General features: G+C 46.0%; 11 protein-coding genes, 2 tRNA genes and 2 rRNA genes. All 15 read left to right on the top strand.

Annotated elements, in window-relative coordinates; translation table 11 throughout:
• Positions 1–64 precede the first annotated feature (64 nt).
• Complete coding sequence (locus tag BHC51_RS11175) at positions 65–919, top strand: ParB/RepB/Spo0J family partition protein (protein ID WP_100154029.1); 855 nt, start codon at positions 65–67, stop codon at positions 917–919.
• 193 nt (positions 920–1,112) lie between these two features.
• Positions 1,113–1,457: an ATP synthase subunit I gene (locus BHC51_RS11180; RefSeq protein WP_100100501.1), complete on the top strand. Its 345-nt coding sequence runs from the start codon at positions 1,113–1,115 to the stop codon at positions 1,455–1,457.
• A complete protein-coding gene (gene atpB / locus BHC51_RS11185; RefSeq protein ID WP_100100500.1) occupies positions 1,454–2,314 on the top strand; it encodes a F0F1 ATP synthase subunit A in 861 nt (286 codons plus the stop codon). The genes BHC51_RS11180 and atpB overlap by 4 nt, the downstream gene beginning before the upstream one ends.
• A 52-nt stretch (positions 2,315–2,366) precedes the next feature.
• A complete protein-coding gene (atpE, locus tag BHC51_RS11190) occupies positions 2,367–2,597 on the top strand; it encodes a F0F1 ATP synthase subunit C (RefSeq protein ID WP_025331627.1) in 231 nt (76 codons plus the stop codon).
• A 64-nt stretch (positions 2,598–2,661) separates the two neighbouring features.
• The gene (locus BHC51_RS11195; protein ID WP_025331626.1) at positions 2,662–3,132 is read left to right on the top strand and encodes a F0F1 ATP synthase subunit B; all 471 of its coding nucleotides are present in this window, start codon (positions 2,662–2,664) and stop codon (positions 3,130–3,132) included.
• 4 nt (positions 3,133–3,136) lie between these two features.
• Entirely contained in the window at positions 3,137–3,673 is a 537-nt protein-coding gene (locus BHC51_RS11200) for a F0F1 ATP synthase subunit delta (protein ID WP_100154030.1), read from the top strand.
• Between the two features lie 10 nt (positions 3,674–3,683).
• Positions 3,684–5,231, top strand: a complete 1,548-nt coding sequence (gene atpA / locus BHC51_RS11205) for a F0F1 ATP synthase subunit alpha (protein WP_100123059.1) — start codon at positions 3,684–3,686, stop codon at positions 5,229–5,231.
• A 24-nt stretch (positions 5,232–5,255) separates the two neighbouring features.
• A complete protein-coding gene (gene atpG, locus BHC51_RS11210) occupies positions 5,256–6,131 on the top strand; it encodes a F0F1 ATP synthase subunit gamma (protein ID WP_100100497.1) in 876 nt (291 codons plus the stop codon).
• Positions 6,132–6,164: 33 nt separating this feature from the next.
• Positions 6,165–7,562 (top strand): F0F1 ATP synthase subunit beta, encoded by a 1,398-nt coding sequence (gene atpD / locus BHC51_RS11215; RefSeq protein ID WP_100100496.1) that lies wholly within the window; start codon positions 6,165–6,167, stop codon positions 7,560–7,562.
• 10 nt (positions 7,563–7,572) lie between these two features.
• The gene (locus BHC51_RS11220; protein ID WP_100100495.1) at positions 7,573–7,995 is read left to right on the top strand and encodes a F0F1 ATP synthase subunit epsilon; all 423 of its coding nucleotides are present in this window, start codon (positions 7,573–7,575) and stop codon (positions 7,993–7,995) included.
• A gap of 1,739 nt (positions 7,996–9,734) precedes the next feature.
• Positions 9,735–11,273: ribosomal RNA gene (locus tag BHC51_RS11225) — 16S ribosomal RNA — on the top strand.
• A gap of 77 nt (positions 11,274–11,350) precedes the next feature.
• Positions 11,351–11,427, top strand: a tRNA-Ile gene (locus BHC51_RS11230).
• A 15-nt stretch (positions 11,428–11,442) separates the two neighbouring features.
• Positions 11,443–11,518, top strand: a tRNA-Ala gene (locus tag BHC51_RS11235).
• Positions 11,519–11,611: 93 nt separating this feature from the next.
• Positions 11,612–11,791 (top strand): hypothetical protein, encoded by a 180-nt coding sequence (locus BHC51_RS11240; RefSeq protein ID WP_100100136.1) that lies wholly within the window; start codon positions 11,612–11,614, stop codon positions 11,789–11,791.
• A gap of 80 nt (positions 11,792–11,871) precedes the next feature.
• A 23S ribosomal RNA gene (locus BHC51_RS11245) occupies positions 11,872–14,761 on the top strand.
• The 16S and 23S rRNA genes sit together here with 2 tRNA genes alongside, the layout of an rRNA operon.
• Positions 14,762–14,764 lie beyond the last annotated feature (3 nt).

A 14,764-nucleotide genomic window follows, 5' to 3' on the forward strand; every position in this document is an offset into this window, starting at 1 on the left:
AGATTAACCTAATAACAGCACCGACACAGCAGATAGTGTCAACCAACAAATTAAAGAGTGATATATGGTAAAAGCAAAAGGTTTGGGCACAGGGTTGGATGCCTTACTCGGTTCCGGCAGTGACATCACCGGTGGTGATCGATTAACCAGAGTAGCAATTACCGATATTATTCCTGGGCGTTACCAGCCGCGCACTCAAATTGATGATGAATCATTACAGGAACTAGCCGAATCGATACGTGCGCAGGGTGTTATTCAGCCGGTAATCGTACGCGAAATGGGTTTGCAGCAATACGAGCTGATTGCCGGTGAACGACGCTGGCGTGCTGCACAGCTGGCAGAGTTGCAGGAAATTCCAGTGGTCATTAAAAGCATTTCCGATGAAGCTGCTTTGGCCATGGGGCTGATTGAAAATATTCAGCGTCAGAACCTCAATCCAATTGAAGAAGCGCAAGGTTTAAAACGTCTTGTAGACGAATTCGGTCTCACCCATGAAACTGTTGCTAAAGCAGTGGGACGCAGCCGCAGCAGCATCTCCAACAGTCTGCGCTTACTTAATCTGCCTCAACCAGTTCAGGATTTAATGTATAGCCGGCAGTTGGAAATGGGACATGCACGTGCCTTATTAACTTTGCCGGTCATCCAACAAATTGATCTGGCACAAAAAGCAGTACAAAATGGCTGGTCAGTGCGTGAGGTAGAGCGCCGCTGTCAGCAGGCACAGACCAAACAGGAAACAGATACACGTCATCCAGCTGAGAAAAGCAGTGAAATACAACAAATAGAAGCCGCACTGGAGCAGCGTTTTGCCGTACCAGTTCAGGTGCAAAGCCGGAACCAGCGCAGTGGCCGGATTATTTTGCAATTTGATAATCCCGAAACATTGAGTCATATATTACAAAGATTGGGACTGGAATAAATTCGGCAACCAAAAATTAACTGCGAAAAACTGTTCAGTTTAGTTATCAACACCAACAATGTAATAGAAATGTATAGAAAAATTAATTAATTAGAAGAAATTAATTTAACGAAATTTCACAAAATCACTTGACGATATTGTCTTAGTTGATTATATTAGCGCAGCTTACCGTAGTGTATTTCAGAGTAATAGAATGAAGTGGATCATGTTTTGGCAAACAGTCATGTTGTTTGCCGCAGTTTGTGTGTCCGCATGGTTGTGGAGTTATTCTGCTATCTGGTCAGCAGTATTGGGTGGTTTAAGTTACCTAATACCTACACTACTGGCGATACTAACCATTATCGCCGCAAAAAAATTACCGGCGCTATTACCTGCAACATTATTAATGGCTGAAATCAGTAAAATCCTCATGATATGCCTGATGATGTTGCTGGTGTATGTATGCTATTCTTCTGTTAACTGGTTTGCTTTCCTGATAGGACTGATACTGGTCAGTCAGGCTGGATTGTTCACATTTAGAAAAAGATTGTTACTATGAGCGGCACAGAGATGACTCCGGGCGAATATATTAGCCATCACTTAATTAATTACACCCAGAAATCACCAGATTATCAGGCAAGCATGGTTGATTTCTCGTTTCTCAATCTGGATACTCTGTTTTTTTCCATCCTAACTGGTGTTATCGCTTTTGCCATCCTATTTGTGGCAGCGCGACGCATGAAAGTAGGTGTGCCCACCCGTTTTCAGGCGGCTATAGAATTACTGATTGAATTTGTAGATGGTATCTGCAAGGATATGGTTCACAATGAAAAGTCCCGTAAAATCATTGCTCCGCTGGGGTTGACCGTATTTATGTGGATTTTGTTCATGAATATGATGGATCTGTTGCCAGTGGATCTGTTGCCATGGGCTTGGCAACATACCACAGGTGATCATCATGCCTATCTGCGTGTTGTACCTACTGCAGACCTGAATACCACTATGGCCATGGCCATTTCCGTTTTGTTTCTATGTATTGTCTACAATATCAAAATTAAAGGCTTGGGTGGTTGGGTACATGAATTGTTCAGCGCGCCATTTGGTAACAAGGTTTGGTTGTTCATCCCCAATTTTTTAATGAATATCATTGAATTCTTTTCCAAAACCCTCTCGCATGGTATGCGACTGTTCGGTAACATGTATGCAGGTGAAATTCTGTTTATGGTTATTGCCTTGATGGGTGGTGCTTGGGGTATGTCAGGTGCTGCAGGTGTTAGCGATGTGGTTCTCTTCATCCTGCAAATCATTGCTGGTCTGGCTTGGGCTATATTCCATATTCTGGTGATTGCTTTGCAGGCGTATCTCTTTATGGTACTGACCTTTGTTTATCTGGGTCAGGCTCACGATTCCCATTAAGGGTAGTTTATTTGTTGTAGTATTCTTTTCTTTTATTTAAGGAGTGAAGTAAATGGGTGGTTTAATCGCTATCGCTTGTGGTTTGATGATTGGTATTTCTGCCATGGGTGCCTCTATCGGTATTGGTATGCTGGGTGCAAAATACATGGAATCTTCTGCCCGCCAGCCTGAATTAATGAACTCATTACTGGGTAAATTCTTCATTATCATGGGTATGATTGATGCTGCGTTCATTATCTCCCTGGGCGTATCATTCTTGTACTTCGCCAAAATCGGCGGCTGATAAACTTGGATTTGCTGGTTGTTAACTGTTTTAATTAATAAACACAAATTCTAAAGGTTTAATCGTGAATATCAACGCAACCCTAATTGCACAAGTACTCGTTTTTGTCATGTTTGTGCTATTTACGATGAAATTCGTATGGCCGCCCATCGTCAAAGTACTTGATGCCCGTGCCGACAAAATTGCCGAAGGTTTGGCTGCTGCCGAACGTGGCAAAAACGATTTTGCCCAGGCGGAAAAACGTGTTGCTGATATCTTGGCCGAGGGTCGCAGTCAGGTCTCCGAAATGGTGGCCAATGCGGAAAAGCGTGCCGCGCAGATTGTTGAAGATGCCAAAACACAGGCATCGGAAGAAGCTGCCCGCATCATGGCTCAGGCAAAAGCTGATGTTGAGCAGGAAGCCAATCGGGCACGTGAAGCACTGCGTCAGCAGGTAGCAGATTTGGTTGTTAAAGGTGCCGAATCCATCCTGCGCAGCGAAGTTAATCCTTCACGTCACGCTGATTTACTGGCGAACCTGAAACAGGAGCTGTAATCCCATGGCTGAGTTCGCAACCATAGCCAGACCATATGCCAAGGCATTATTCAGTCTGGCACAAGAACAGAATCAGATTGAGTCTTGGTTGGACGAACTGAAAACACTGGCTGAAATTACCCTGCAACCAAAAGTGCAGTTACTGATTGACGAGCCGGAATGCGAATACGCACAAAAGGCAAAAGAAATCCTGTCATTAGTCGATTTTTCGCCTGCTGACGAACTGAAAAATTTCATCTTTGTGCTGGCGCAGAACAAACGCTTAACAGTTTTGCCAGAAATTTATACGTTATTCCAAGACTATGCTTTGTCCCTTAACGACATAAAAGAAGCCACCGTATATACGGCCTATCCCATTGATAAGGTGCAGTTTGCACAAGTCGTTGTGGATCTGGAAGCCCATTTCAACAGCCGGTTGAAAGCGCATCAGGTGGTAGCCCCGGAATTAATTGGTGGCGTAAAAGTAGAAGTTGGTGACCGAGTATTGGATTTGTCGGTGCAAGGCAGATTAAATAGCCTGCATGCGGCATTGATGAATTAGGAGAGTTTTCATGCAGCTTAATCCTGCTGAAATTAGCGATTTGATTAAAGCTAAAATCGCAAACCTGAACGTAGATACAGAATTACGTACCCGCGGTACCGTAATGTCTGTAACTGACGGGATTGTGCGCGTTCACGGCTTGTCAGACGTGATGCAAGGTGAAATGCTCGAGTTTCCCGGCAATACATTTGGTCTCGCCATGAATCTGGAGCGCGATTCTGTAGGTGCCGTGATTCTTGGTGAATCAGAACATATTAAAGAAGGCGACGAAGTTACCTGTACCGGTCGTATTCTCGAAGTACCGGTAGGCCGTGAGCTGGTAGGCCGTGTGGTTGATGCACTGGGTCGTCCGATTGATGGCAAGGGTCCAATCAATGCCACACACACAGCTCCGGTAGAAAAAATTGCCCCGGGTGTGATTGCACGTCAGTCTGTGGATCAGCCCATGCAAACTGGTTTGAAAGCCATTGACTCAATGGTACCGATTGGTCGCGGACAGCGCGAGCTGATTATTGGTGACCGTCAGACCGGTAAAACTGCCGTAGCTCTGGATGCTATTGTTAACCAGAAAGACACCGGCGTAATCTGTATTTATGTAGCTATCGGCCAGAAAGCTTCTTCCATTGCCAGCGTAGTACGCAAACTGGAAGAACATGGAGCGATGGATCATACCATTATTGTTGCTGCTACTGCTTCTGAAGCAGCTGCTCTGCAATATATTGCCCCATATGCTGGTTGCAGCATGGGTGAATTTTTCCGTGATAACGGTGAAGATGCACTGATTGTCTATGATGACCTGTCTAAACAGGCCGTTGCATACCGTCAGATTTCCCTGTTGTTGCGCCGTCCACCTGGTCGTGAAGCTTATCCGGGTGACGTATTCTATCTGCATTCACGTCTGCTGGAACGTGCTTCCCGCATTAATGCACATGAAGTAGAAGAGCTGACCAAGGGAGCAGTAAAAGGTAAAACCGGTTCATTAACCGCTTTGCCAATTATTGAAACTCAGGCTGGTGACGTATCTGCATTCGTACCAACCAACGTTATTTCCATCACAGACGGCCAGATATTTCTGGAAACAGATCTGTTCAATTCTGGTATCCGTCCTGCCATCAATGCTGGTATCTCTGTATCTCGTGTAGGTGGTGCAGCACAGACTAAAGTCATCAAAAAACTGGGCGGTGGTATTCGTCTGGCACTGGCACAATATCGCGAACTGGCAGCGTTCTCACAGTTTGCTTCCGATTTAGATGAAGCAACACGAAAACAGTTACGTCATGGTGAAGTTGTAACAGAACTGATGAAACAGAAACAGTTCAGCACCCTGAGCACTGGTGAAATGGCGCTGACCCTGTGGGCGATTAACAATGGTTCTTATGACGATGTACCGGTGTCAAAAGCCTTAGGCTTTGAAGCAGAATTTTTAGGCTATGTGCGTACCCAGTGTCCGAATGTATTACAGGACATCGATGCAACCGGTGCCTTGAGCGATGATAATGCCAAAGCATTGGAAAACGCCATGAAGACCTTCAAATCGTCTTACAGCTTGCAAGCGTAAGCGTGTCATTGAAAGGAGTCTGAAATGGCAGTAGGAAAAGAGATTCTCACCAGAATTCGCAGTGTTCAGAATACCCAAAAGATCACTAAAGCGATGCAGATGGTGTCAACCTCTAAAATGCGGAAGACTCAGGAGCGGATGCGTCAGGCGCGTCCGTATGCCGATAAAATTCGTCTGGTAATGAGCCATCTGGCACAAACCCATTCCAGTCATAACATACCTTTATTGCGTAGCACTAATGATAGCAAGCGTGTTGGCTTCATTGTTATTACTACCGACAAGGGCTTGTGTGGCGGTTTGAATGCTAACATTCTGAAAGCATTCTTCAGTAAAGTACAAGAATGTAATCAGCAGGGGCTGGATGCCGAAGTTGTGTGTCTGGGCAGCAAAGGACTGGCAGCATGCAACCGAGTGGGTTTGAATGTAATTGCCAGTGCTGTGGGCTTGGGTGATACACCCAGATTGGCTACATTGCTGGGTCCGTTAACGGAAATTTTTCAGCGTTATGCTGATGGTAAACTGGATGCGATTTATCTGGTTTATGCCGGCTTTATCAATACTATGCGTCAGGAACCACGTCTGGAAACACTGTTGCCAATTGGGCAGAGCGTTCTGGATCAAGTTCCCGAAAGCAAGGAATACGGCTGGGAATACGTGTACGAACCTTCACCACAACAAGTGCTGGAATTTTTAGTCCGCCGTTATTTAGAGTCTGTGGTTTATCAGGCCTTATCTGAAAACATGGCTGCCGAACAGGCTGCGCGTATGGTAGCAATGAAAGCAGCTACCGATAATGCGAGCAATGCCATTAAAGAATTGCGACTGGTGTATAACAAATCGCGTCAGGCCGCGATTACCACAGAGTTGTCAGAAATTGTGGCCGGTGCTGCTGCTGTTTAAGCGGTGCAGGTCAAATAAACTTAGGATGCGATAATGAGCCAAGGCAAAATCGTACAAATCATTGGTGCGGTAGTGGACGTTGAATTCCCACATGATTCCATTCCCAATGTGTATGACGCTCTTAAACTGGTTGATACCGATTTAACTCTCGAAGTTGAACAGTTACTGGGTGATGGTATCGTGCGTACCATTCCCATGGGTACTTCCGATGGTCTGAAACGCGGTATGGCTGTGGTCAATACTGGCGCCCCGATTACTGTTCCAGTAGGTACAGCCACTCTGGGTCGGATTATGGACGTTCTGGGTCATCCAGTTGATGAAGCTGGTGAAATTCAAACCAGCACCACCCGTTCCATTCACCAGCAGGCACCAAAATTTGATGAGCTTTCCAGCTCTACCGAATTGCTGGAGACCGGAATCAAGGTGATTGACCTGCTGTGCCCGTTTGCTAAAGGCGGTAAAGTCGGTTTGTTTGGCGGTGCCGGTGTAGGTAAAACCGTGAACATGATGGAACTGATTAACAACATTGCCAAAGCACACAGCGGTTTGTCTGTGTTTGCCGGTGTAGGTGAGCGCACTCGTGAAGGTAACGACTTCTATCACGAGATGAAAGACTCAAACGTACTGGACAAAGTGGCAATGGTGTATGGTCAGATGAACGAACCACCAGGTAACCGTTTACGCGTGGCATTGACTGGTCTGACCATGGCGGAATACTTCCGTGATGAAAAAGACGAAAATGGTAAAGGCCGCGATGTATTGTTGTTTATCGACAACATTTACCGTTATACACTAGCCGGTACCGAAGTATCAGCTTTGCTGGGTCGTATGCCGTCTGCTGTAGGTTATCAACCGACACTGGCTGAAGAAATGGGTCGTTTGCAGGAGCGTATTGCTTCTACCAAAACCGGTTCCATTACTTCTATTCAGGCCGTATACGTACCTGCGGATGACTTAACCGACCCATCTCCAGCAACAACGTTTGCCCACTTGGATGCAACCGTGGTATTGAGTCGTGATATTGCTTCTTTAGGTATTTATCCGGCGGTAGACCCTCTGGATTCCACTTCACGTCAGCTTGATCCGGCAGTAATTGGCCAGGAGCACTACGACGTTGCACGTGGAGTGCAGACTACTCTGCAAAAATACAAAGAGCTGAATGATATTATTGCGATTCTGGGTATGGACGAGTTGTCTGATGAAGATAAGCTGACCGTAAACCGTGCACGTAAAATCCAGCGCTTTTTATCACAGCCTTTCCACGTGGCTGAAGTGTTTACCGGTGCACCGGGTAAATACGTATCCCTGCGTGATACTATTGCTGGCTTTAAAGCGATTCTGAATGGTGAATACGATCACCTGCCGGAACAGGCTTTCTATATGGTAGGCAATATCGAAGAAGCTGCTGAAAAAGCGAAAACCCTAAACTAAGGAGCGCTTGATGAGTACCATGCAAGTGGAAGTGGTGAGTAATGAAGAGAACATCTATTCTGGAGAGGCCAGTTTTATAGTTGTGCCAACTCAGGAAGGTGAACTAGGTATTTATCCTCGCCATGAACCCATTATGAGCTTGGTGCGTCCTGGTGCCCTGCGTTTGACCGTTCCTGGACAGAAAGAAGAAATTCTGGTGGCGGTATCAGGTGGTGTTCTGGAAGTGCAACCGAATAAGCTAACACTTTTGGCAGATGTGGCCGTTCGCAGTGAAGAAATGGATCAGCAGCGTGCCGAAGAAGCTAAAAAAGCAGCCGAATCCGGTATCCATGAGGCCAAAGATGATGTTTCTCTGGCCAAAGCACATGTGGCTTTAGCTGCGGCAATTGCCCAACTGAAAACGCTGGATTACCTGCGCACTCATCGAAAATAAACAACCATTATGGTGACCATAAAACTAGTTTGGTTGCTATAAGGAAGAGTCTAAAAGCCCGGAAGATTGTCCGGGCTTTTTCTGCATATTAGAAATGTATGACATAGATTAATGCTTAATATGAACAACAGTTATTGCACCAAATGGTTCTCAACTGCGGTTTTATGATATTTGTAAATGTCAAAACCAAAATTTAGTGCAGGCTAATCTAGCTGAAATTCTCAGCTTATATCTGATCAAATATATAGTCGAATTTAATTAAACTTTAATGAACTATTAAACACATATCAGGAGTAAATAGCACCACAGAATTTTAAATTTCACACTTCTTGCGAAACAATAGCTATAGCAGCTTCCGCAGACTAGAAGTATGATTGTATTTAATTGTGTCTTACATGCCGAAACCTGTTTAGTAAAATAGATAGTCAGCTCAGAGACATTGGTGTCTTCTGATTATGTTCTATAGTAAAGCTTACAACATGGGCAAGAGCATCAGGACTGATACCCATGTTTATACATTTTAGTTATGCTCTCTAAGGTTTCAAAGACAATGACCTTGATATTACATACTTAGTATGTAATTCACATAGATAATTATGCAGTTTTTTAGAGTATTAAATTCAATCGGTATCGTATTATTTGATATTTCATAATGTCTCCCACATTACAAGTTTTTAACTATCCTTCAGTTACTCGCCTTACTTGTTCCAAATTATTAGAAATATAAATCTAATATATCTATCGTTGAATTGTTTAATATAACTATATTGCTACAAACTGCTGGGGTTAAGGTAGTCTATGCTTAGACTAAATGGTTTCCCCATTTGATGAACATTTCTCCAATAAATTCATTTTCATTATCTATCTATATTTTTAATAAACAACCATAGTATTAAGTCGAGTTATCTAAGTAACGAGTATTTTTATTGGCACTGGAGTTTTATATGACTTCTTCTTGAGGTTTAGATTTCAAACTGAATTAAGCAAGCGTTTGTTTAACCTTACAATTTTCCACCTCAAAATTCTTAAAATATTTGATATTTTGATTCTCTTATCAATGCAATTTTCTTACTATTTATAAAAAGTTGAATTATCCATACTATATTTATAGTAAATTTCTTTAATAATAACAATGGTTTTCACTTATTTTGATAGCTGTACGATTTGGTTAGTCAGTTATTCATATTTAACTCCGCTGAGAGCAAAGTAGTGTAGATAGTTCCTACTTTAGATGCTGTACTTTATTTAAGAAGTAGTTGCAAGCTCATTACCGATATGCCAATGCAAAGTAAAAAACATAGTATTAAAAACAGCAGCCACAGAACAAAGTCAAATAAAGAGAGCAAAAAGAAGTCAAAAGCGGCCGAACAGAGAAAGGGGAAAGAAGAAGTAAAAGCAAAAAAGGTAGGGATGATTAAAAAAGTGTCAATAATAAAGCATTAAAAAACAGTCATATGCTATATTTTCCAAAAATAATCGGAAGAAGTTGTTGACAGTGGTACTTCGGGGGCGTATAGTTCGCCTTCTTCGCTGATGACGCGACACGAAACGAACTAAACAGTTTAAAGTAGAACGCAGTCGAAAGCAACGCTCTTTAACAGAACAGATTACCGATAAGTGTGAGTGCGGATAAGCCTCACACTGATTCAGAGAGACGAGATAAAAACATATCTTGTCAATAACTTTGAAGCAGACCAGTGATACTAAAGGGAACTTTGGTATTGCAACAAGCTAAGATTAAACATAAGAGTTTGATCCTGGCTCAGATTGAACGCTGGCGGCATGCTTTACACATGCAAGTCGAACGGCAGCACGGAGAGCTTGCTCTCTGGTGGCGAGTGGCGAACGGGTGAGTAATGCATCGGAACGTACCGAGTAATGGGGGATAACTGTCCGAAAGGATGGCTAATACCGCATACGCCCTGAGGGGGAAAGCGGGGGATCTTAGGACCTCGCGTTATTTGAGCGGCCGATGTTGGATTAGCTAGTTGGTGGGGTAAAGGCCTACCAAGGCGACGATCCATAGCGGGTCTGAGAGGATGATCCGCCACATTGGGACTGAGACACGGCCCAAACTCCTACGGGAGGCAGCAGTGGGGAATTTTGGACAATGGGGGGAACCCTGATCCAGCCATGCCGCGTGTCTGAAGAAGGCCTTCGGGTTGTAAAGGACTTTTGTTAGGGAAGAAAAGCTGGGTGTTAATACCATCCAGTGCTGACGGTACCTAAAGAATAAGCACCGGCTAACTACGTGCCAGCAGCCGCGGTAATACGTAGGGTGCGAGCGTTAATCGGAATTACTGGGCGTAAAGCGAGCGCAGACGGTTAAATAAGTCAGATGTGAAATCCCCGAGCTCAACTTGGGACGTGCATTTGAAACTGTGTAACTAGAGTGTGTCAGAGGGAGGTAGAATTCCACGTGTAGCAGTGAAATGCGTAGAGATGTGGAGGAATACCGATGGCGAAGGCAGCCTCCTGGGATAACACTGACGTTCATGCTCGAAAGCGTGGGTAGCAAACAGGATTAGATACCCTGGTAGTCCACGCGCTAAACGATGACAATTAGCGGTTGGGGTACTAGATGCCTTAGTAGCGAAGCTAACGCGTGAAATTGTCCGCCTGGGGAGTACGGTCGCAAGATTAAAACTCAAAGGAATTGACGGGGACCCGCACAAGCGGTGGATGATGTGGATTAATTCGATGCAACGCGAAGAACCTTACCTGGTCTTGACATGTACGGAATCTCTTAGAGATAGGAGAGTGCCTTCGGGAACCGTAACACAGGTGCTGCATGGCTGTCGTCAGCTCGTGTCGTGAGATGTTGGGTTAAGTCCCGCAACGAGCGCAACCCTTGTCATTAGTTGCCATCATTAAGTTGGGCACTCTAATGAGACTGCCGGTGACAAACCGGAGGAAGGTGGGGATGACGTCAAGTCCTCATGGCCCTTATGACCAGGGCTTCACACGTCATACAATGGTCGGTACAGAGGGTAGCGAAGCCGCGAGGTGAAGCCAATCTCAGAAAGCCGATCGTAGTCCGGATTGCACTCTGCAACTCGAGTGCATGAAGTCGGAATCGCTAGTAATCGCAGGTCAGCATACTGCGGTGAATACGTTCCCGGGTCTTGTACACACCGCCCGTCACACCATGGGAGTGGGGGATACCAGAATTGGGTAGACTAACCGCAAGGAGGTCGCTTAACACGGTATGCTTCATGACTGGGGTGAAGTCGTAACAAGGTAGCCGTAGGGGAACCTGCGGCTGGATCACCTCCTTTCTAGAGAAAAGAAGAGGGTTATTCGCATTCACACTTATCGGTAAACTGAAAAGATGCGAGAAGAGACTGAATAAACTGGGTTTGTAGCTCAGCTGGTTAGAGCACACGCTTGATAAGCGTGGGGTCGGAGGTTCAAGTCCTCCCAGACCCACCACTTATTTAAGGACGAGGGGGCATAGCTCAGTTGGTAGAGCACCTGCTTTGCAAGCAGGGGGTCATCGGTTCGATCCCGTTTGCCTCCACCAAGACTCTGTATGAAGAGGGAAGTTGAATCAGGATACTTTGGAAATTAAAGGTAGTTTAGTCTGAAGACAGACGAAGCAGAAGCTGGCTTTAATTTGCGAAGTAACGCATCGATCTTTAACAAATTGGAAAGCCGAAATCAACAAACAAAGATTGAGGCACAGGAAGCTGGTTCCGGAGACGGAGCCAAGTGGAAAGTGCTGAAAGAATTGGGTGATGATTGTATCGCTGAACAACGAAGACAAAAGGCGTTGTTCAGACAACCAAAGCAGTAAGCTTTATGAGAGTAAAGGCCTTAAGTCTGGATTCAGTCAACGGGATATCAGACGAAGTCAAGAGGTTCTTGAAATGATAGAGTCAAGTGAATAAGTGCATCAGGTGGATGCCTTGGCGATGATAGGCGAAGAAGGACGTGTAAGCCTGCGAAAAGCGTGGGGGAGCTGGCAATAGAGCAGAGATCCCGCGATGTCCGAATGGGGAAACCCACCATGTATAAGCATGGTATCCTGCACTGAATCCATAGGTGCAGAGAAGCGAACCCGGAGAACTGAACCATCTAAGTACCCGGAGGAAAAGAAATCAACCGAGATTGCGCAAGTAGTGGCGAGCGAACGCGTAAGAGCCTGTATATGATAGTCACTGAGATAGAAGAACAAGCTGGGAAGCTTGGCCGTAGAGGGTGAAAGCCCCGTATTCGAAATTTCAGAGGCGGTACTAAGTATACGAAAAGTAGGGCGGGACACGTGAAATCCTGTCTGAATATGGGGGGACCATCCTCCAAGGCTAAATACTCATCATCGACCGATAGTGAACCAGTACCGTGAGGGAAAGGCGAAAAGAACCCCGGGAGGGGAGTGAAATAGAACCTGAAACCTGATGCATACAAACAGTGGGAGCGGAGAAATCCGTGACTGCGTACCTTTTGTATAATGGGTCAACGACTTACATTCAGTAGCGAGCTTAACCGATTAGGGGAGGCGCAGGGAAACCGAGTCTTAATAGGGCGACGAGTTGCTGGGTGTAGACCCGAAACCGAGTGATCTATCCATGGCCAGGTTGAAGGTGCCGTAACAGGTACTGGAGGACCGAACCCACGCATGTTGCAAAATGCGGGGATGAGCTGTGGATAGGGGTGAAAGGCTAAACAAACTCGGAGATAGCTGGTTCTCCCCGAAAACTATTTAGGTAGTGCCTCGAGCAAGACACTGATGGGGGTAAAGCACTGTTATGGCTAGGGGGTCATTGCGACTTACCAACCCATGGCAAACTAAGAATACCATCAAGTGGTTCCTCGGGAGACAGACATCGGGTGCTAACGTCCGGTGTCAAGAGGGAAACAACCCAGACCGCCAGCTAAGGTCCCAAATGACAGATTAAGTGGTAAACGAAGTGGGAAGGCAGAGACAGCCAGGATGTTGGCTTAGAAGCAGCCATCATTTAAAGAAAGCGTAATAGCTCACTGGTCGAGTCGTCCTGCGCGGAAGATGTAACGGGGCTCAAATCTGTAACCGAAGCTGCGGATGCTAGGCAACTGGCATGGTAGGGGAGCGTTCTGTAGGCCGAAGAAGGTGTGTTGAGAAGCATGCTGGAGGTATCAGAAGTGCGAATGTTGACATGAGTAGCGATAAACAGGGTGAAAAGCCCTGTCGCCGAAAACCCAAGGTTTCCTACGCAACGTTCATCGGCGTAGGGTGAGTCGGCCCCTAAGGCAAGGCAGAGATGCGTAGTCGATGGGAAACAGGTTAATATTCCTGTACTTGATTCAAATGCGATGTGGGGACGGAGAAGGTTAGGTCATCGATCTGTTGGAATAGATCGTTTAAGCCGGTAGGTGGAGCACTTAGGCAAATCCGGGTGCTTAACACCGAGAAGTGATGACGAGTGTCTACGGACACGAAGTGACTGATACCACGCTTCCAGGAAAAGCCACTAAGCTTCAGTTTGAATGAAACCGTACCGCAAACCGACACAGGTGGGTAGGATGAGAATTCTAAGGCGCTTGAGAGAACTCAGGAGAAGGAACTCGGCAAATTGATACCGTAACTTCGGGAGAAGGTATGCCTCTGATGGTTAAGGATTAACTCTGTAAGCTATTAGAGGTCGCAGAGAATAGGTGGCTGCGACTGTTTAATAAAAACACAGCACTCTGCAAACACGAAAGTGGACGTATAGGGTGTGACGCCTGCCCGGTGCTGGAAGGTTAATTGAAGATGTGCAAGCATCGGATCGAAGCCCCAGTAAACGGCGGCCGTAACTATAACGGTCCTAAGGTAGCGAAATTCCTTGTCGGGTAAGTTCCGACCCGCACGAATGGCGTAACGATGGCCACACTGTCTCCTCCTGAGACTCAGCGAAGTTGAAATGGTTGTGAAGATGCAATCTCCCCGCTGCTAGACGGAAAGACCCCGTGAACCTTTACTGTAGCTTTGCATTGGACTTTGAAGTCACTTGTGTAGGATAGGTGGGAGGCTAAGAAGCAGAAACGCTAGTATCTGTGGAGCCGTCCTTGAAATACCACCCTGGTGACTTTGAGGTTCTAACCCGGATCCATTATCTGGATCGGGGACCGTGCATGGTAGGCAGTTTGACTGGGGCGGTCTCCTCCCAAAGAGTAACGGAGGAGTTCGAAGGTTACCTAGGTCCGGTCGGAAATCGGACTGATAGTACAATGGCACAAGGTAGCTTAACTGCGAGACCGACAAGTCGAGCAGGTGCGAAAGCAGGACATAGTGATCCGGTGGTTCTGAATGGAAGGGCCATCGCTCAACGGATAAAAGGTACTCCGGGGATAACAGGCTGATTCCGCCCAAGAGTTCATATCGACGGCGGAGTTTGGCACCTCGATGTCGGCTCATCACATCCTGGGGCTGTAGTCGGTCCCAAGGGTATGGCTGTTCGCCATTTAAAGTGGTACGTGAGCTGGGTTTAAAACGTCGTGAGACAGTTTGGTCCCTATCTGCAGTGGGCGTTGGAAGTTTGACGGGGGCTGCTCCTAGTACGAGAGGACCGGAGTGGACGAACCTCTGGTGTACCGGTTGTGACGCCAGTCGCATCGCCGGGTAGCTAAGTTCGGAAGAGATAAACGCTGAAAGCATCTAAGCGTGAAACTCGCCTGAAGATGAGACTTCCCTAGGGATTAAATCCCTCTGAAGAGACGTTCGAGACCAGGACGTTGATAGGTCGGGTGTGGAAGAGTGGTAACACTTGCAGCTAACCGATACTAATTGCTCGTGAGGCTTGACTCTATC

The sequence above is a fragment of the Snodgrassella alvi genome (assembly GCF_002777745.1).
Taxonomy (GTDB): Bacteria; Pseudomonadota; Gammaproteobacteria; order Burkholderiales; family Neisseriaceae; genus Snodgrassella; species Snodgrassella alvi_D.